17 protein-coding genes are annotated in these 18079 nt (G+C 75.1%); 8 read left to right on the plus strand and 9 right to left on the minus strand.

The window, feature by feature from the left end; genetic code table 11:
• The first annotated feature begins 53 nt into the window (after positions 1-53).
• Positions 54-1031 carry a DUF892 family protein gene (locus BDZ31_RS15885; RefSeq protein ID WP_183343318.1) on the plus strand — a complete coding sequence of 326 codons (978 nt, stop codon included), beginning with the start codon at positions 54-56 and terminating at the stop codon, positions 1029-1031.
• Positions 1032-1236: 205 nt separating this feature from the next.
• Positions 1237-1485 carry a hypothetical protein gene (locus BDZ31_RS15890; protein ID WP_183343319.1) on the plus strand — a complete coding sequence of 83 codons (249 nt, stop codon included), beginning with the start codon at positions 1237-1239 and terminating at the stop codon, positions 1483-1485.
• Between the two features lie 22 nt (positions 1486-1507).
• Here the strand turns inward: BDZ31_RS15890 and BDZ31_RS15895 are convergent, their stop codons facing one another.
• The 4 genes from BDZ31_RS15895 to BDZ31_RS15910 are packed head-to-tail and all read right to left on the minus strand — an operon-like array spanning position 1508 to position 4623.
• Positions 1508-2581, minus strand: coding sequence for an ABC transporter ATP-binding protein (locus tag BDZ31_RS15895; RefSeq protein WP_183343320.1), 1074 nt, complete (start codon positions 2579-2581; stop codon positions 1508-1510).
• A complete protein-coding gene (locus BDZ31_RS15900; protein ID WP_343075605.1) occupies positions 2568-3440 on the minus strand; it encodes an ABC transporter permease in 873 nt (290 codons plus the stop codon). The genes BDZ31_RS15895 and BDZ31_RS15900 overlap by 14 nt, the downstream gene beginning before the upstream one ends.
• A complete protein-coding gene (modA, locus tag BDZ31_RS15905) occupies positions 3437-4228 on the minus strand; it encodes a molybdate ABC transporter substrate-binding protein (protein ID WP_183343321.1) in 792 nt (263 codons plus the stop codon). Before modA ends, BDZ31_RS15900 begins: the two co-directional genes overlap by 4 nt.
• Positions 4225-4623, minus strand: a complete 399-nt coding sequence (locus BDZ31_RS15910; RefSeq protein WP_183343322.1) for a TOBE domain-containing protein — start codon at positions 4621-4623, stop codon at positions 4225-4227. Before BDZ31_RS15910 ends, modA begins: the two co-directional genes overlap by 4 nt.
• 147 nt (positions 4624-4770) lie before the next feature.
• Between BDZ31_RS15910 and BDZ31_RS15915 the strand changes: the two genes are divergently transcribed.
• A complete protein-coding gene (locus BDZ31_RS15915; protein WP_183343323.1) occupies positions 4771-5961 on the plus strand; it encodes an MFS transporter in 1191 nt (396 codons plus the stop codon).
• Positions 5962-6095: 134 nt separating this feature from the next.
• Here the strand turns inward: BDZ31_RS15915 and BDZ31_RS15920 are convergent, their stop codons facing one another.
• Entirely contained in the window at positions 6096-6671 is a 576-nt protein-coding gene (locus BDZ31_RS15920; RefSeq protein ID WP_183343324.1) for a peroxiredoxin, read from the minus strand.
• A gap of 157 nt (positions 6672-6828) precedes the next feature.
• Complete coding sequence (locus BDZ31_RS15925; protein ID WP_183343325.1) at positions 6829-7656, minus strand: alpha/beta fold hydrolase; 828 nt, start codon at positions 7654-7656, stop codon at positions 6829-6831.
• A 56-nt stretch (positions 7657-7712) separates the two neighbouring features.
• Between BDZ31_RS15925 and trxA the strand changes: the two genes are divergently transcribed.
• From trxA to BDZ31_RS15940, 3 genes are read left to right on the plus strand one after another with little or no spacing between them, the layout of a single operon-like run.
• Complete coding sequence (gene trxA, locus BDZ31_RS15930; RefSeq protein ID WP_183343326.1) at positions 7713-8453, plus strand: thioredoxin; 741 nt, start codon at positions 7713-7715, stop codon at positions 8451-8453.
• 55 nt (positions 8454-8508) lie between these two features.
• A complete protein-coding gene (gene trkA / locus BDZ31_RS15935; protein ID WP_183343327.1) occupies positions 8509-9837 on the plus strand; it encodes a Trk system potassium transporter TrkA in 1329 nt (442 codons plus the stop codon).
• On the plus strand, positions 9838-11376 hold the full coding sequence (locus tag BDZ31_RS15940; RefSeq protein ID WP_183343328.1) for a TrkH family potassium uptake protein: 1539 nt from the start codon (positions 9838-9840) through the stop codon (positions 11374-11376).
• A gap of 57 nt (positions 11377-11433) precedes the next feature.
• On the opposite strand, the gene BDZ31_RS15945 is transcribed toward BDZ31_RS15940, so the two are convergent.
• The 3 genes from BDZ31_RS15945 to BDZ31_RS15955 form a co-directional block, all read right to left on the minus strand.
• Positions 11434-12321, minus strand: coding sequence for a DsbA family protein (locus BDZ31_RS15945; RefSeq protein WP_183343329.1), 888 nt, complete (start codon positions 12319-12321; stop codon positions 11434-11436).
• A gap of 158 nt (positions 12322-12479) precedes the next feature.
• On the minus strand, positions 12480-13595 hold the full coding sequence (dinB, locus tag BDZ31_RS15950; RefSeq protein ID WP_183343330.1) for a DNA polymerase IV: 1116 nt from the start codon (positions 13593-13595) through the stop codon (positions 12480-12482).
• A gap of 165 nt (positions 13596-13760) precedes the next feature.
• Positions 13761-14783 carry a septal ring lytic transglycosylase RlpA family protein gene (locus BDZ31_RS15955; RefSeq protein ID WP_183343331.1) on the minus strand — a complete coding sequence of 341 codons (1023 nt, stop codon included), beginning with the start codon at positions 14781-14783 and terminating at the stop codon, positions 13761-13763.
• Positions 14784-15180: 397 nt separating this feature from the next.
• Here BDZ31_RS15955 and BDZ31_RS15960 point away from each other — a divergent pair, with 397 nt between their 5' ends.
• Together BDZ31_RS15960 and BDZ31_RS15965 are read left to right on the plus strand one after the other, a co-directional pair.
• Entirely contained in the window at positions 15181-16647 is a 1467-nt protein-coding gene (locus BDZ31_RS15960; protein ID WP_183343332.1) for a WS/DGAT/MGAT family O-acyltransferase, read from the plus strand.
• Between the two features lie 66 nt (positions 16648-16713).
• On the plus strand, positions 16714-17976 hold the full coding sequence (locus BDZ31_RS15965; protein ID WP_183343333.1) for an NAD(P)/FAD-dependent oxidoreductase: 1263 nt from the start codon (positions 16714-16716) through the stop codon (positions 17974-17976).
• The last annotated feature ends 103 nt before the right edge of the window (positions 17977-18079 follow it).

Genomic DNA, 18079 nt, shown 5'->3' on the forward strand with positions numbered 1-18079 from the left:
AACGGCGACGGCACCGACCGCCACCACCGTCACGCCCGAGGAGCGACGCGCAGATGACGACGACCGAGGACAAGATCGTTCAGTACCTGACCGAGGCGCGGGCGATGGAGCTGGCGCTCGTGCGGACGCTGCAGGCGCACATCGCGATGACGCCGAGCGGCGGCTACCGCGGCGAGCTGGAGCGCCACCTGCGCGAGACCCGCGGCCACGCCGACCGGATCGCCCGCCGGCTCGCCGACCTCGGCCGCGCTCCGTCGACCGCCGCGGTCGTCTACGGCGCCGGACAGCGCCTGCTCGGCCAGGCGCTCGCGCTCGGGAAGGCGCCGCTCGACATGCTGCGCGGCGCGAGCCCCGAGGAGAAGCTGCTGAAGAACGCGAAGGACGAGTGCGCCAGCGAGCAGCTGGAGATCGCCACCTACGACGCGCTCGAGCAGCTCGCGACCGCCGCCGGCGACGAGGCGACGGCGAGACTGGCGCGCGACCACCGCGCCGACGAGGAGCGGATGCTCGCCGCGCTGCGCGCCGAGCTGCCGCGGCTGACGGCGAGAGTGATCCGCGCCGAGGTCCACGAGCACGGGAGCTTCGACGTCGCGAGGACGGGCGCCGCGCAGGCCGCCCGCAGCGCCGCCGACGACGCCAAGGCGCAGGCCGCTGCGGCGGCCGACGCGGCGCGCGAGCGGGCGGAGCGCGCGGTCGAGGACGCGAAGGCGCGCACGAGCGAGGCGGCCGACGCGGCGACGAGCCGCGCGAGCGAGGCGGTCGATGCCGCGGCGAAGCGCACGAGCGAGGCGGCCGACGCGATGCGCGACCGCGCCGGCGACGCGATCGAGGCGGCGGCCGAGCAGCGCGAGCCGTTCGACGGCTACGACGAGCTCAACGCCGACACCGTCGTCAGACGGCTGCGAGCGCTGCCGCCGGCGCGGCTGCGACAGGTCGAGGCCTACGAGCGGGCGCACAAGCGCCGCCGCACGGTGATCGAGGCCTCCGAGCGCCGTCGCGCGGCGGCCGCCGACGGCAGCGGCGGAAGATGAGCGCCCGCCCGCGACCGGCGACGCCGCTCGCGGGCTGGCGGCGTCGGCTGCCGAGCGGCGACGACGTTCGCGAGCTGACGCCACCGACTCCGTCCCGCGCTCATTGCTCAAACGCGTTTGAGCAATCGGGAAATAGTGACCAAATTGCGCAACGTCATGCCTTGTGACACGAGGTTGCGTTACGGTGACAGAAATGAGTGGCAGGGTGACAGTGCTGCTGCCGCACGGGAGCGGTGACAGCGATCTCGATTGCGCGGAGGCGGCGAGCCTCCTCGACGTGCCCGCGAACGCCCTGCGGTCATGGTCGGAGCGGCTGTCGTTCCCCCATGACGTCGGCGGCGCGGGCAGCCCCCGCTTCCGCCGCTCCGAGATCGAGGCGCTGCGCGACGCGCTGCCGCTCTCCCATTCGGTCAGCGGCGCGATCCACGCCGCGCGCCTGCGCGTCCACGGGTGAGCGGCCCGGGGCGGGGCCCCGTTCAGCGCGGCGTCACCCGCGTCGCCGCCGCCTTCCAGACGGCGACGACGCGACGGCCCGGCGCCAGCTCGAGCCGCTCGACCGAGGCGCCGGTCACCTCGGCGGTCAGCGGCTGCGGCAGCGCGAGCCCGACGCGGACGCGGTTGCCGACCTCGGTGACCGAGACGACCTCTGCCGCCAGCCGGTTGGAGGCTGAGCCGGCGGAGGGCGCCTCGGGCGGCTCGAGCGTCACCTCCCACGGGTGGACCGAGACCGCGACGGGCCCCTCGCCCCCGTCCGTCGAGCGCACCTCGCCGCCGCCGTCGAGCGCGACGACCGTGAGCGGGCGCTCGCCATCGGCCGCCGCGACGACCGCGCCGGTCAGCACGACCGCGCCGGTGAAGTCGGCGACGAAGCCCGACGCCGGTCGCGCCGCCAGCTCCGGCGCCGGCCCGCGCTGGACGATCCGGCCGCCGTCGAGCACCGCGACCTCGTCGCCGAGCAGCGCCGCCTCGGCGAAGTCGTGCGTGACGAGCAGCGCCGGCACCTCCAGCTCCGCCAGCAGCCGCCCCAGCTCCCGTCCGGCGCGGCCGCGGCTGCGCGCGTCGAGCGCCGACAGCGGCTCGTCGAGCAGCAGCGCCCGCGGCCGCGGCGCCAGCGCCCGCGCCAGCGCGACCCGCTGGCGCTCCCCGCCCGACAGCGAGCCGGGCCGCCGGTCGGCGAGCGCGGCGACCCCGAAGCGCTCCAGCAGCTCGACGGCGCGTGCCCACCGCTGCGCGCGCGACAGCCCGCGCAGCCCGTAGGCGACGTTGCGCCAGACGCTCAGATGGCCGAACAGCGCGTAGTCCTGGAAGAGGTAGCCGCAGCCGCGCAGCTCCGGCGCGACGAAGACGCGGCGCGCGCCGTCGAACCACGGCTCGCCGCCGCAGGCGATCCGGCCGGCGTCGGGTCTCAGCAGGCCGGCGACCGCCCGCAGGATCGTCGTCTTGCCGGCGCCGCTGGGCCCGGCGAGCGCGAGGCAGGTTCGGGCCGGAACCTCCAGCGCGACGTCGAGGTCGAGTGCGCCGACGCGCGTGCGCAGCTCAGCGGAGAGCATCGGCGCCATGGTCGCGGGCGAGCAGCTTGACCGACAGCAGCAGCGCCGCCGAGACGACGACCAGCACCGCCGACAGCGCCAGCGCGCCGTCGAAGTCGGTCGCGAAGCGGTCGTAGATCGCGAGCGGGACGGTCTGCGTGATCCCGCGGAATGAGCCGGCGAACATCAGCGTCGCGCCGAACTCGCCGAGCGCGCGGCCCCAGGCGAGCGCGACCCCGGCGGCGAGCCCCGGCAGCGCCGCGGGGACGGCGACGCGCGCGAAGGTGCGGGCCTCGCCGGCGCCGAGCGTCCGCGACGCCTCCAGCCAACGCCGGTCGACCGCGGCGAAGGCGCTCTGCGCGGCGCGCAGGTGGAACGGCGCGGAGACGAACACGAGCGCGACGACGACCCCGGCCGTCTCCAGCACCAGTCTGATCCCGAGGTCGTCGAGCAGCCCGCCAAGGATCCCCTGCGGGCCGAGCGCCGCGAGCAGCCCGATGCCGGCGACCGCCGGCGGCAGCACGAGTGGCAGCTCCAGCACCGTCACGACCAGCTCGCGCCCGCGGAAGCGGCGGGTCGCAAGCAGGTAGGCGGCCGGCGTCCCGACCGCGACGACGATCCCGACCGCGATCGTCGTCGTGATCAGGCTGAGCCGCAGCGCCTCGCGCGACGACGGGTCGCCGAGGCTCGCGACCAGCCTCGCCGGCCCGGTGTCGAGGAAGATCGCCAGCACCGGCAGCGCGAGGAAGCAGAGCGCGACCGCCAGCGCGGCGAACAGCAGCAGCGGGAACCAGGCGCCGCGCAGGCGGGCGGCGGGGCCGCCCGCGCGCGGCGCGCCCGTCGCGGCGCCGGGCGGCTCGTGGGCGGCCGCGCCGCTCACCCGGCCGGCGGCGGCTCGAAGCCGGCGTCGCGCAGCGCCTGCGCGCCGGCGCCGGAGAGCAGCCCGTCGATGAACGCCTGCGCCTGGTCGGGATGCTCGGCGCCGTCGACGACGGCGATCCCGTACGCGACGCTCGGCTGGATCCGCTCCGGCAGGTCGACCGCGCTCAGCTTGCCGCCGGCGCCCTCGACGTCGGTGACGTAGACGAAGCCGGCGTCGACCGCGCCCTGGGCGACCTTGCCGACGACGCCGCCGACGTCGGGCTCGTTCGACCTGACGTTGGCGAGGATCGCCTCGCTCTGTGCGCTGCCGAGTCGCGAGAGCAGTCTGCGCGTGTAGGCGCCGATCGGCACGGTCTCGGACCCGATCGCGATCGTCGTGCCGGCTCTCGTCAGGTCCTCGACCGAGCGGATCTCGTCGCTGCCGGCCGGCACCGCGATCACGAGCCGGTTGGCCGCGAAGACGACCGGTCTGCCGACGAGCCCCTCGGCATGCAGCGCGTCGGGCAGTCTCGTGTTGGCCGAGGCGAAGAGGTCCGGTCTGACGCCCTGGCGGATCTGCGCCGCCAGCTCGTCGGAGCCGGCGAACTGGAACTTCACCCCCTCCGGTCTGTAGGCCTCGAACGCCTGCTTGAGCGAGGTCGCGGCCGAGACGACGAGGTCGCCTCCGCTCCCCCCGCTCGTGCCCGCGCCGCCGTCGTCGTCGCTGCTGCCGCAGGCGGTCGCCAGCAGGCACAGCGCCAGCAGCGCCGCGATCAGCGCGACCGCGCGCGGGGGCGCCTTGGTCATCCGGTCCGTCCTCCCTCTTCGATCATCACCGAGGTCGCCTTCACCCGCGCGGTCGCCGGCTTCCCCGGCGCCAGCCCCATCTCCTCGACGGAGTCGCGCGTGACGGCGGCCGTGACGAGGAACGGCCCGGCCTCGATCTCGACCAGCGCCATCACCCCGTCGACCTCGACCGAGCGGACGACGCCCGGAAAGCTGTTGCGCGCCGACAGCGGCGTGCCGGTCTCGTGGCGGCGCGGGCGCGTGCTGAGCCGCTCGACCTCGTCGGGTGGGACGCGGCGGCGGTTGCGCCCGTCGCGGACGGTCCGCAGTCTCCCGTCGCGGTCCCAGCGGCGCAGCGTGTCGGCGCTGACGCCGAGCGCCTTCGCGGCCTCGCCGATCGTCAGATCTCGCTCCATCTGCATAAGCATTGCATAGGCATGGCGTGTTCGGGAGCCACGGCGGAGCGCGACCTCCGCCGACCCGGCGCGCTCCCTTCTGCCGCCGCGCGCCGCGGCGGCCGCACCGCCCGCCGCCCGCGCCCGTGCCATGCTGGCCTGCTGCCCGTGTTCGCTCCCTACGCCGACATCCTCCGCACACCGGGTGCGCGCGCCTTCGTGCTGGCCGGCTTCGTCGGCCGGCTGCCGATGGCGATGATCGGCCTCGGGACCGTCCTGCTCGTGCGCGCCGCGACCGGCTCCTACGGCGTCGCCGGCGGCGTCAGCGCGACGATCGCGATCGCCAACGCGATCGGCGCGCCGCAGATCGGGCGGCTGGTCGACCGCTTCGGACAGCGGCGGGTGCTGCTGCCGGCGATGGCGATCCACGTCGCCGGCGTCGCCGGCCTGCTGCTCGCCGCGACGCTCGACGCGCCAACCGTCGCGTTCTTCCTCGCCGCGTTCGTCGCCGGCGGCGCCTTCCCGTCGTTCGGCTCGCTCGTGCGCGCCCGCTGGACCAACCTGCTCGGCGGCACCGAGCGCCTGCAGACCGCCTATGCGCTGGAGTCGGTGCTCGACGAGCTGGTCTTCACGCTCGGCCCCGTGCTCGTGACGCTGCTGGCGACGTCGATCGCGCCAGAGGTCGGGCTCGCGACCGGCCTCGGCTTCCTGCTGCTCGGCGGGCTGTCGTTCGCCTCGCTGCGCGCGACGGAGCCGCCGGTCGTGCGCGACCGCGGCCGCGGCGGCTCGGCGATCCGCACGCCCGGCCTCGTCGTGCTGGCGCTCGTCCTCGTCGGCCTCGGCGGCGTCTTCGGCACGATCGAGGTGTCGATGGTCGCCTTCGCCGACGAGCACGGTCGCCCGGCGCTGTCGGGGCCGCTGCTGGCGCTCCACGCGATCTCCAGCGGCCTCGCCGGGATCGCCTACGGGGCGCGCGCGTGGAAGCTGCCGCTCCACCGCCGGCTCCAGGTCGCGCTCGCGCTGCTGTTCGTCGGCACGATCCCGCTGGCGCTCGCCGACACGATCCCGCTGATGGTCGGCGCGATCGTCGTCAGCGGCCTCACGATCTCGCCGACGCTGATAACGAGCTTCGCGCTCGTCGAGGCGCTCGTCCCGCGCACCGCGCTGACCGAGGGCTTCGCGTGGCTGTCGACCTCGCTCGGCGCCGGCGTCGCGATCGGCCTCGCCGTCGCCGGCCACGTCGTCGACGCGACCAGCGGCCACCGCGCCTTCACCGTCGCGATCGCCTCCAGCCTCCTTGGCGCGCTCGCCGTCTTCGCCGGCCGCCGCTGGCTCGCCGCCGGCGCCGCCGCCCGCTGACCCGCCACCGCTCGCGAGCTGCGTCAATCCGTACCCCGCAGAGGGGTGCGGATTGACGCAGCTCGCGTCGACCGGCGGTCAGGCGCGCTACTCCAGCCGCGTCCGCGATGCGGTGCCGCCGGCCCCCGTCCCGCTCACGACACCGCTCCGAGCCACGCCGCGACGTCGGCGGCGTTGCGGTCGGGCGGGAAGACGGGATAGAAGACTCTCTCGATCGCGCCGCCCCGCGCGACCAGCGTGATCCGCTTGTAGACGGTCATGCCGCCCGCGTCGAAGGTCGGCAGTCTCAGCGCCGCTGCCAGCTCCAGCCCCGGGTCGGCCAGCAGCGGGAACGGCATGTGCTCGCGCTCGGCGAACTCCCGCTGGTGCTCGAGCGGCTGCGCGCTGAGGCCGACGACGTCGGCGCCGAGCACGGTCAGCTGGGCGCGGTGGTCGCGGAAGGCGCAGTTCTGCGGCGTGCAGCCGCGCGCGCCCGGGATCTCGTCCCAGCCCTCCGGCAGCACCTCGCCGGGGACGCCGGTGCGCGGGTAGACGTAGAGCACGAGCGTGAACGCCTCGGCGGCGAGCTCGGCGAGGTCGAGCGTCCCGCCCTGGGTCGAGGGGAGCGCCAGGCTCGGCAGCTCCATGCCCGGCAGATGGTCGGCGGCTCCGTCGTCGACCGGGATCGGCAGGTTCGGCGGCAGACGGCGGAAGTCATGCACGTCGGACATCGGCCACAGTCTGCCAGCTCCAGGAGCGTCGATTTGCGGTTGGCCAGCAATCGCCGGTCTCGCGGGCGATTCCGAGCGCGCAGGAGGGCGGCGGCGCGGGCGGCCGGCGCCAGGATCCTCGGCCGAGCGATCGCGCGGCGGGCGATCGACGCCCCGCTCAGACCGGCGCGCGCGCCGCCAGCTCCGCGATCACGCGCGACAGCTGGCCGCCCTGCCACGCCAGCGGCGATCTGCCCTCCTCCTCGACGCGCAGCTCGGCGCCGGGGATCGCGGCCGCGTACGCCTCGCCGATCGCGAGCGGATGGCCCGGGTCGGCCTCGTCGCGGCTGGCGACGACGACCGCCGGGATCCCGTCGAGCTCGGCGAGGTCGTGGAGCGTCTCGAACGGGCGCGAGCGCGGCACGGCGTGGAGCGCGTCGGCGACCGCGTCGAGGTGGTCGTGCTGGGCCAGCCGCTGGCGCAGGACGGTCCGCACCGTGTCCTGCCATGCCGCCGGCATCCGCTCGACTCTGTTGGCCTCGACGAAGCCCTCGATCCCGCCCTCGCGCAGGCCGGTCGAGAGCGCGTCCCAGTTGTCGAGCCGCGCCGGATCGTCCTGCGTGACCGGGTCGTAGGCCGGCGTCACGACCGCGATCGCGGCGACCCGCTCCGGCGCGTCGAGGGCGAAGCGCAGGAGCGTGTGCGCCCCCATCGAGGCGCCGGCGAGCACCGCCCGCTCGATCCCGGCCGCGTCGAGCACCGCGCCGAGGTCGGCGGCGAGCAGCTCGTAGCCGTAGGCGTCCGGCGACGGCGCGGGGCTCGATCTGCCGTGGCCGCGCGCGTCGTACGCGACGACGCGATGGCCGCCGCGGGCCAGCGATCTCGACCCCATCACGACGTAGCGGCGGGTCGCCGTCAGCCCGTGCAGCAGCACGACCGGCGTGCCGTCCCCCTCGTCCGTCCCCGCGAGGGTCACCCCGTCGCGCTCGACCGTCAGCTCGCTCATGCAGTGAGGTGATAGCGGAAAGGAGCGCGACGCCGTCCGCTCGCTACCCTCACGACATGGTCTTCGACGTCACCGAGAACGACTTCCAGAGAGAGGTCGTCGAGCGCTCCCACGAGATTCCCGTCGTCGTCGACTTCTGGGCCGAGTGGTGCGGTCCCTGCCGCCAGCTCGGCCCGGTGCTGGAGAGAGCGGTGAACGCCCGCGAGGGCAAGGTCGCGCTCGCGAAGGTCGACACCGACGCCAACCCCGGCATCTCGCAGGCCTTCCAGATCCAGGGCATCCCGGCCGTGAAGGCGTTCCAGGACGGCCAGGTCGTCTCGGAGTTCGTCGGCGCGCAGCCGCCGGCCGCCGTCGAGCGCTTCCTCGACGGCCTCGTCCCCTCCGAGGTCGACGGACTGGTCGCCGCCGGCGACGAGGCGTCGCTCAGACGGGCGCTCGAGCTCGACCCCAACCGCGCCGACGCGCTCGTGCCGCTCGCCCGCATCCTCCACGGCCGCGGCGAGAGCGAGGCCGCGCTGGAGCTGGCGCGGCGCGCTCCGGGGAACTTCGGCGCCGAGGGCCTCGCCGCCCGCATCGAGCTGGAGCGCGCCGGCGAGCCCGATCTCGCCGACGCCTTCGCCGCCGCCGACGCGGGCGACGTCGCCCGCGCGCTCGACCTGCTGATCGCCGCCCTCCCCTCCGCCGACGGCGCCAGAGACGAGATCCGCAGAGTCGTCGTCGCGCTGCTCGACGAGCTCGGCGTCGAGCACGAGCTGGCGCGCGACGCTCGCCGCCGCCTCGCCGCGGCGCTCTACTAGCGCACCGCCGCACGCCGGGATCCCGCGCCGCCTCACGGCGGCGTACGCTGCATCCATGCGCATCATCGTGCTTGGCGCCGGCCACGTCGGCATGGCGGTGACCGCGGCGCTGTTCGAGGAGCACGAGCTCACCGTCGTCGACCGCGACCCGGCCCGGCTGGTCGCGCTCGCCAACCTCTACGACGTCATCACCGTCGAGGGCGACGGGGCGAGCCAGGGCACGCTGGAGGAGGCGGGGGTCGCCGAGGCCGACCTGATGATCGCCTCGACGGCGTACGCGGAGGTCAACCTCGTCGCCGCGATGTTCGTCCGCGGCCTCGCCAGCCGCGCTCAGACGCTCGTGCGCACGACCGACCCCGGTCACATCGCGGCGTGGCGGGCCGGCGTGCTCGACGTCGACTTCATCGTCTCCTCCGAGCTGGAGACGGCGCGCGCGGTCCTCGACGCCGTCGCGGTCCCGGGCGCCCGCGCGACCGACGTCTTCGCCGACGGCAGGGTGACGATCGCCGAGTTCGACGTGCTGCCGGAGCGGGCCGGCGGCCCGCTCGTCGGCGTGCCGCTCGCGCAGGCGCCGCTGCCGCCCGAGTCGCGCGTCGCGCTGATCGTGCGCGACGACCGGCTCGTGCTGCCGAGCGGGGGCGCGACGCTGGAGGTCGGCGACCGCGTGATCGTGATGGCCTCGCCGCAGGCCGCCGTCGCCTGGAGCGCGCAGCTGGTGCCCGAAGCGCGGCCGGTGCGCGAGGCGACCGTCTTCGGCGCCGGCGGCGCCGGCATCGCGATCGCGCGCAAGCTGCTGCACCGCGGCGTGCGCGTGCGGATCGCCGACGAGGATGCGGCCCGCGCCCGCGCCGCGGCCGCCGCGCTTCCGGAGGCGCGCGTCTTCCATGCCGGCAGCCGCGACCGCGACTTCCTGCGCGAGGAGCGGATCGGCGCCTCCGACGTCGCGGTCGTCGCGCTGGAGCACGATCCCGAGACGCTCTTCGCCGCGGTCGTCGCGCAGGCCGAGGGCGTCGCGACGACGCTCGCGGTCGTCGACGACCCGGCCGCCGCGACCGCCTTCGAGCAGGCCGGCGTCGACGTCACCGTCGACCCGCGCGCCGCGACCGCCGAGGAGCTCGTCCGCTTCGCCCACGACCCGCGCCTGCACCAGATCGCGCTGCTCGACGACGACCGCTTCGAGGTGCTCGACGTGAGAGTGCGCAGCGACAGCGCGCTCGCCGGCAGACGGATCGCCGAGATGCCGAGGACCGGCTCGACGATCGGCGCGATCGTGCGCGACGGCACGGCGATATTCCCCCACGGCAGCGACGAGCTGCGCGCCGGCGACCGCGCGATCGTGCTCGTCGACCCGGCGCGCGCGACCCTGGTCGAGCGGACGCTGTAGATGCGCCAGCGGGTCCGCCGCATGCCGCGCCGGCCGTCGCTCGGCGTCGACCTCGGCGCCGTCTTCGACCTGGTCGGCGGCGTGCTGAGATGGATCGGCGTCGCCTTCGTCGTCCCGGCGCTGGTCGCGCTCTTCGACGGCGCGAGCGTGTGGCCGTGGCTCGCCGCCGGCGCCGCCGCGACCGGCGGCGGCATGCTGCTCGACCTGCTCACGCACGAGCGCCGGATCGACCGGATCGGCACGCGCGACGGGCTGCTCGTGATCGCGCTCGTCTGGCTCCTCGTCCCGATGTTCGGCGCGCTGCCGTACGTGCTCGCGCAGGAGCCGCAGCTGAAGGCGCCGGTCGACGCGTACTTCGAGGCGATGTCGGGCTTCACCGCGACCGGCGGCACGGTCGTCCCGGATGTCGACCAGCTCAGCGCGGCGACGCAGGTGTGGCGCCAGCTCAGCCATTGGCTCGGCGGCATGGGCATCATCGTGCTGGCGATCGCGGTGCTGCCACGGCTGCGGGTCGGCGGCCGCCGGCTGCTGCAGTCGGAGCTGGCCGGGCCGACCGAGATCGAGCGGCTCGGCGCGACGATCCGCGAGACGGCGCGGCGGCTGTGGTCGCTCTACGTCGGGCTGACGCTGGTCGCGACGCTCGTGCTGGCGTTCGTCGGCTGGGTCGGCCTCGACGACGCGATGACGCCGTGGCAGGCGTTCGCGCACGCCTCCTCGGCGATGTCGCTCGGCGGCTTCTCGCCGCAGGGCGCCTCGGTCGCCGCGTTCGCGCCGATCTCGCAGTGGATCCTCTGCCTCGTGATGGTCGTCGCGGGGCTCAACTTCCTGCGCCTCTTCCGCGTGCTCGTGCAGCGCAGGCCGCGGGCGCTGACGCGCGACGACGAGGTGCGGCTGTACGGCTTCTTCCTCGCCTCGGCGACGACGCTGCTGCTGGTCGAGCTGCTGTCGAGCGGGATCGCCTCGGGCGAGAGCGCGCTGCGGATGGCGGCCTTCCAGGCGACCTCGATCATGACGACGACCGGCTTCGCCACCGCCGACTACACGACCTGGGGCGGGCTGGCGACGATGACGCTCCTGCTGCTGATGTTCGTCGGCGCCTCGGCCGGCTCGACCGGCGGCTCGATCAAGATCGTCCGCCACCTGATGCTGTTCCGGATCATGCGGCGCGACCTCGCGCAGTCGGCCCACCGCGGCGTGCAGCGGCCGGTGCGGGTCAACGGCGTCGTCGTCGACGAGCAGGCGCTGCGCTCGACGGTGCTGTTCGTGCTGCTCTACCTGTTCGTCTTCGCGCTCGGCGCGCTCGGGTTGGTGATCGACGGCGAGCGCGCCGGCGTCGAGCTGGGCGCCTTCGACGCGATCGGCTCGGCGGCGGCCTGCATCGGCAACGTCGGACCGGCCTTCGGCTCGGCCGGCCCGAACGGCTCCTACGCCGACTACAGCAACCTCTCGACGGCGATCCTGACCGGGCTGATGTGGCTCGGCCGCGTCGAGATCATCCCCGTCGCGGTCCTGCTGACACGGTCGTTCTGGCGGCCGTGACCGATGCGGTGCGACTTCTGGTCGCTGAGCGACCGGAAATCGCACCTCATCCGTCGCTCAGGCGGCGACCGCGCGCTTCTCCAGCGCCCAGAAGGCGTCGCTGCCGGCGCGCTGCTCGACGGCGCCGCCGGCGGAGAGCCGCTCGCGCGCCTCGTCGCGGGAGATCCCGAGCACCTCGGCGACCTCCTGCGTCGCCAGCGGCGTGCCGGCCCACTCCAGCAGCTCCTCGACCGACTCGGGCGGCGCTCTGCGCGCCAGCCCGGGCGCGAGGTTGGCGACCGCGACCTCGTAGGCGATCGACGGCTGGAAGCCGGGCGTCTCGATCGTCTGGCGGTCGCCGATGCGCGTGAAGACCAGCGACGGCGCCGTGTAGCGCCATCTGCTCGGGTCCTCGGCCGCTCTCGCCAGCTTGTGGCTGAGCGCGACGGCCGCCGGCGCCGGGCTGCGGGCGGCGAGCATGTCGTCCTCGAGCGCGCGCTCGACGGCCGGGTCAGTCAGCCACCGCTCCAGCACCGCGGGGTCGACGCCGGCCTCGGTCGCGGCGGCGACGATCGTCTCGTCCTCGTCCAGGAGCGCGGCGGGGTTCGTCATCGCGTGGACGCGGAGGCGGCGCAGCAGCCGCTCCGACAGCTGCGGGGAGCCGTTGACGCGCGCGGCGACGACCGCCTTTGCGGCCGGGCGCGTCGCGCCGAGGCGCGGGCGCGGCGTGGCGTCGAGCGGCATGCCGTATCTGGCGGCGAACTGCTCGAAGCCGGCCGCGAGCTGCTCGGTCGTGTAGCCGATGCGGGCGTAGTGGCCGCCGTCGGCGGCGAGCACGATCATGCGCGTCCGCCATTCGAGCGCCTCCCCGTAGAGCCATCTGAGCCGCCACTTCATCGGCTCGGCCGACCATGCCCACGGGCACTGCGCGTCGGTGTATTCGGTGACCTCGATCTCAAAGCTCATGACGATGCAATTATTGCACGATCAACGGTTAGGTGCCTGAGCAAGGTGTCTGCCCACCCCGCCGCCGCACCAATCCCGGACCTTCGTCATCCAGCCGTCTGTGAGCGACGGCTGGATGACAGAGGTCCCGGCGGAGCGGGCTCGCGGGCGGGCGGGCGCTACAGCGGCAGCGCGAGCTGGGCGGCGTTGCGGGGCGGGGCGGCGGCGCCCCCGCCCTCCTCATCGAAGCCGGCGAGCCGCACGCCGAGCAGGCGGACCGGGCGCGGCGGCGCGTAGGCGCGCAGCAGCTCCAGCGCGACCTCGGTGACGAGGGCCGTGTCGTTCGTGTGCGCGTCGATCGTGCGGGCGCGGGTGACGGTCGTCCAGTCGTCGAGGCGGACCTTGATCGCGATCGTGCGGCCGCGCGTGCCGCGTCTCCGGAGCCCCTCGCACAGCTCGCGCGCCAGCCTCCGCAGCACCTCCTCCAGCTCGGCGAGCGAGGCGACGTCCTCGTCGAAGGTGCGTTCGTTGGAGCGGGACTTCAGCACCCGCTCGGTCTCGACAGGCGAATCGTCGTGGAAGTGGGCGCGGCGCAGCAGGTCGGCGCCATGGTTGGCGCCGAAGCGGGCGGTCAGGGTCTCCAGCGGCGTGCGCTGGAGCTGGCCGATCGTCTCGATCCCCAGCTCGCGCAGCCGCTCGGCGCTCTTGGGCCCGATCCCAGGCAGCAGCTTCGGCGGGTGGCCGGCGAACCGCCGGGCCGCCTCCTCGCGCCCCATCGCGACGAAGCCGGCCGGCTTGCCGAGGTCGGAGCAGATCTTCGCGACCAGCCGCGACGGGCCGATGCCGACCGAGACCGTGATCCCGGTCCGCCCCCTCACCTCCGCGACCAGCTCGCGCAGCACCCGCACCGGCTTCTCGACCCCGGTCAGGTCGGCATAGGCCTCGTCGAGGCCGAGGTGCTGAAGCGCGCCCAGCCGGCCGGAGACGATCGCCCACAGCTCGCGCGAGACGCGTTTGTAGGAGGCGAAGTCGGGCGGCACGAGGATCGCGTGCGGGCAGAGCCGCTTCGCGCGCGACAGCGGCATCGCCGAGCCGACGCCGTATCTGCGCGCCGCGTAGGAGGCGGTCGTGACGACCGAGCGCGGCCCGTCGTGGGCGACGATCACCGCCTTGTCTCTCGGCTCGGGCCGTCTCAGCAGCTCGACCGAGGCGTAGAAGGCGTCGCAGTCGAGATGCGCGATCACGCGCTTGGGCGCAGGCTGCGAGCCGTCGGCGGGGCGAACGTCTGTTCCCACATCACCATGGTACGCGCGCCGCCGGAGGGCATGGCGCCCGGCGCGCCGACGCCGCCGCGCGGCGGGTGCGGACGGGCAGGGGATGGGAGTGGCCCGCCCGCACCCGCCGCGCCGCGGCGCCAGGCGGCCGCCGAGGCCGCCCGGGCACCGGGCGCGGGGCCGGTCCTAGACGGTCGTGCGCACGACGCCGACGCCGCTGAAGCCGAGCGCGCGGGCGGTCGCGCCGGTGAGGTCCCACTCGCGCCCGCCGACGTAGGGGCCGCGGTCGACGACCGGGACCGTGACCTGCCGGCCGCGGTAGCGGATCGTCACCTTCGTCCCGCACGGGAGCGTCTTGTGGGCGACGCCGAGCTGCGAGTAGCCGAGCGTGCCGCCGCAGGCGAGCGGGCTGCCATAGAGCCAGTACCACGAGGCGAGGCCGGTGCGGAAGCCCTGGACGGCGCCGGCCTCGGCCTTCGTCGCGACGTTGCGCTTCGTGCCGGCCGAGCGGATCCGCAGCGGCGTCGTGCCCAGGCGCGCTCCGACGCGGGCGGCGAAGTGGCCGTCGCCGCGCGTGCTGGCGCGACCGACCGCCTTCCAGCGTCCGTCGACGCGCCCCTCGACGGTGACGCGCGCGCCGCGCTTGCGCGGGAAGAGGACGCCGCGGACCTTCACCGCCTCGCCGGCGTCGGCTCGATGGGTGCGGCGCTTGACGACGAGCTGCGCCGCGACCGCGACGCGGTGGGAGCGGCTGACGGCGCTCGCCGCCTGCGCCTCGGCGGCGGCCTCGGCCGCCGCGGGGGCCCGTGCGGCGACGACGCGGACGCGGCCGGAGCTGCGCAGCTTCGCGGCGAGGCGGTAGCGGCCGTCGGCGCTCACGGCCGTGTGCCTGATCGAGCGCCATCTGCTGCCCGCCGGCCGGTGCTGGAGCACGACCGAGCCGGCCTGCGCGCGGCCCTTCACGACGACGCGCTGGTCGAAGCGCAGCCGCCGGTCCTGCACCTTGGCGCTCGGCGCGGCGAGCGCGGCGAGCGGGGCGCCGGCCGCGGGCGACGGGGCGCCGGCCGGAGCGGGAGCGGCCGCGGGGGCGGCGGCGCCGCCGGGCGCGGCGACCGCGATCGCGGCGGCGGAGAGAGCGGTGCCGATTGCAAGCGCGCCGGCCGCGACGTGCCGCGGCCGCGCGCGCAACGACGTCGGTTGCGTGCGCAACGGAGCGTGACCTCCATTCGTGCCGACCGCACGCCTACGGGGTTAGCTGACGGGCTCGCGGCGATCGCGGCGGCGCTCGGCGCGGCGCATGGCAGGCGCGGCGCGGCGGCTCGCTCGATCGGCGCTACGGCGGCATCAGCCGCCGATTCGCCCCGGCCGGGAGAGATGACGGTCCCGGCAGGTGGGTCCCCCGTTCGCCCCCGTGTTCGGACGAGGGCGATTCGGCAGGTCGGATGTGAGTCGCCACCGTACCCGCGCCCGGCAGCGCCTCTGTGCCCGATCTCACAGATCCCGGCGAATCGTCAGAGACCTGACGCCCCGCGGGCCGAAAGCGGCCGATTTCTCACCAAACTTCAACGAAGCTCATGCGTTGCGCGCCACGCGGCGACCCTCCACAATGCGGGACGTGGCCAACTCCGACCGCCTCTCGGGGCTCGACGCCTCCTTCCTCCATCTCGAGCACGACGCGGCCACGCACATGCACGTCGCCTCGTGCATGGTCTTCGAAGGACCGCCGCCGTCCCACGACGAGCTGGTCGCGCACGTCGAGTCGCGCCTCCACCTGGTGCCCCGCTACCGGCAGCGGCTGGCGTTCGTCCCCTACGGACAGGGGCGACCGGTGTGGGTCGACGACCCGCACTTCAACACCCGCTACCACGTCCAGCACCACGCGCTCCCGCGGCCGGGCGGCGAGGAGGAGCTGAAGCAGCTCGCCGGCCGCGCCTTCTCGCAGCAGCTCGACCGCAACAAGCCGCTGTGGGAGCTGTGGCTGGTCGAGGGACTCGCCGACGGCCGCTTCGCGCTGCTGGGCAAGACCCACCACGCGCTCGTCGACGGGATCTCCGGCGTCGACATCACGACCGTCCTCTTCGACCTCACGCGCGACCCGCCGGCGACGCCGCGGCCCGACGCGCCGTGGGTCCCGCGCCCGCTCCCGTCCGACGCGCAGCTGCTCGCCGACGCGCTGCTGGAGCGGACGACCGTCCCCGGCGAGATCGCGCGCGGGCTGCGCGCCACGCTGCGCGCTCCGCGCCGGGTCGTCAAGAAGGTCGTCGAGGATCTCGCCGCGGTCGGGTCGTTCACGCTCCCCGGCGTGCGCGGCGCGCCGTCGAGCCCGCTCAACGTGCGGATCGGCCCCCACCGCCGCTTCACCTGGGACAACGAGGACCTCGAGCGCGTGAAGGCGATCAAGAACGCGCTCGGCGGGACCGTCAACGACGTCGTCCTCTGCACCGTCGCCGGCGGCCTCGGCCGCTACCTGCGCGCCCACGGCCACCCGACGATCGACCTCGTGCTGCGGGCGATGATCCCCGTCTCGGTCCGCGCCGACGCCGAGCGCGGCGCGCTCGGCAACCAGGTCGCCGCCGTCTGGGCCGGCCTGCCGGTCGGGGTCACCGAGCCGCTCGAGCGGCTCGAGCTGGTGAAGGGCGAGATGGAGGGGCTGAAGGAGTCGGGCCAGGCGGTCGGCGCGCGCGTGCTGACCGAGCTGACCGGCTTCGCGCCGCCGACGGTGATGGCGCAGGCGGCGCGGCTGCAGGCCCACCAGCGCTTCTTCAACCTCGTCGTCACCAACGTCCCCGGCCCGCAGCTGCCGCTGTACGTGCTCGGCCGCCGGATGGAGGCGATCTACCCGATGGTCCCGCTCGCCCAGAACCAGGCGCTCGGGATCGCGATCATGAGCTACGACGGCCGCATCTCCTTCGGCCTCAACGCCGACTTCGACGCCCTCCCCGACCTCGAGCTGCTCGCCGGCCAGCTGTCGGAGGCGCTGGAGGAGCTGGCCGACGCGGCCGGCCTGCCGCCGCTCGACTCGCCGCGCAGACGCCGCAACGGCCGCCCGGCGGCCGTGGTTGCCGCCACCTAAGCGACCCCTCCAAGACGGTGGCAACCCACCACCAGCAGGGCTCGGCACGGACCTACCATCGCCGTCATGGACGTCGTGATCATCGGTGGTGGAGTCATCGGCCTCAGCGTGGCGGAGTCGCTTGCCCGCCGCGGAGCCGAGACGGTCGTGCTCGAGCAGGGCAGATTCGGCAGAGGCGCCTCTGAGGGCAACGCCGGCTGGATCTCCCCCGGTCTCGCCAATCCCGTGCCCGGTCCGGGCGTGATGGCGCAGGCGATCAAGTGGATGCCCAACCCGCGCAGCCCGCTGCTCGTGCGCCCGACGCCGAAGCTCAGCTTCCTGCGCTGGTCCTACGACTTCTGGCGCGCGACGAAGCCGAAGCGCTACGGCGCCGGCATGGCGGCGCTGGCGGCGCTCGGCGCGCGCGTGCTCGACGACTTCGACCGCCTCGCGGCCGAGGGCGTCGAGATGGAGATGCACTCCGCCGGCCTGCTGTTCATCGGCCGCTCGGAGGCGGGCGTGCGCTCGGAGGCGCAGATCCTGCGCGACGCGCAGGCGCTCGGCTACCTCGGCGAGATCCGCGAGATGAACAGAGCCGAGACGCTCGCCCACGAGCCGGCGCTGACCGACCGCCTCGCCGGCAGCGTGCTCGCGATCGACGAGCGCCACGTCCGTCCCGAGACGGTCACCGCCGGCCTCGTCGCCCACCTCGCCGGCGGTCGCGCCGACCTGCGCGAGGGCGTCACCGTCCGCTCGATCGCGGCCGCCGGCGGCAGGTGGCGCGTCGAGCACGACGGCCCCGGCGAGCCGATCGTCGCCTCCAGAGTGGTCGTCGCGACCGGCTGGCAGGCCGACGAGCTGCTGAGCCCGCTCGGCGTCAAGCTCCCGCTGGAGGGCGGCAAGGGCTACAGCGTCACCGCCCCCACCCCGGGCATCAAGCCCAAGGGCGCGATGTACCTGCTCGAGGACCGCGTCGCGGTCACCCCGTTCGACGGCGGCGTCCGCCTCGCCGGCACGATGGAGCTCGGCTCCTCCGACCCGGGCCTCAACCGCAGCCGAATCGCCGCGATCAAGGCGGCCGGCAAGCGCTCGCTCGCCCGCTGGGACGACGCCGGCGAGGTCGAGTGGGCCGGCTTCCGCCCGATGCTGCCCGACGGCCTGCCGGCGATCGGCCCGGTCCCCGGCCTCCCCGGCCTCCACGTCGCGACCGGCCACGCGATGCTCGGCGTGACGCTCGGCCCGACGACCGGCGAGGTGCTCGCGCCGACCGTCCTCGACGGCCGCGTCTCCGCCGAGCTGGCGCCGTTCTCGCTCGCCCGCTTCGGCAACCGCGCCCGCCAGGCGGCCTGACGAGGCGGCCGCGCCGCCGCCGGCGCCGTTCTCGCTCGCCCGCTTCGGCAACCGCGCCCGCCAGGCGGCCTGACGACGCGGTCGCACCGCAGCCGGCGCCGGC

Origin of the sequence: Conexibacter arvalis (genome assembly GCF_014199525.1) — a bacterium.
Classification (GTDB): domain Bacteria; phylum Actinomycetota; class Thermoleophilia; order Solirubrobacterales; family Solirubrobacteraceae; genus Conexibacter; species Conexibacter arvalis.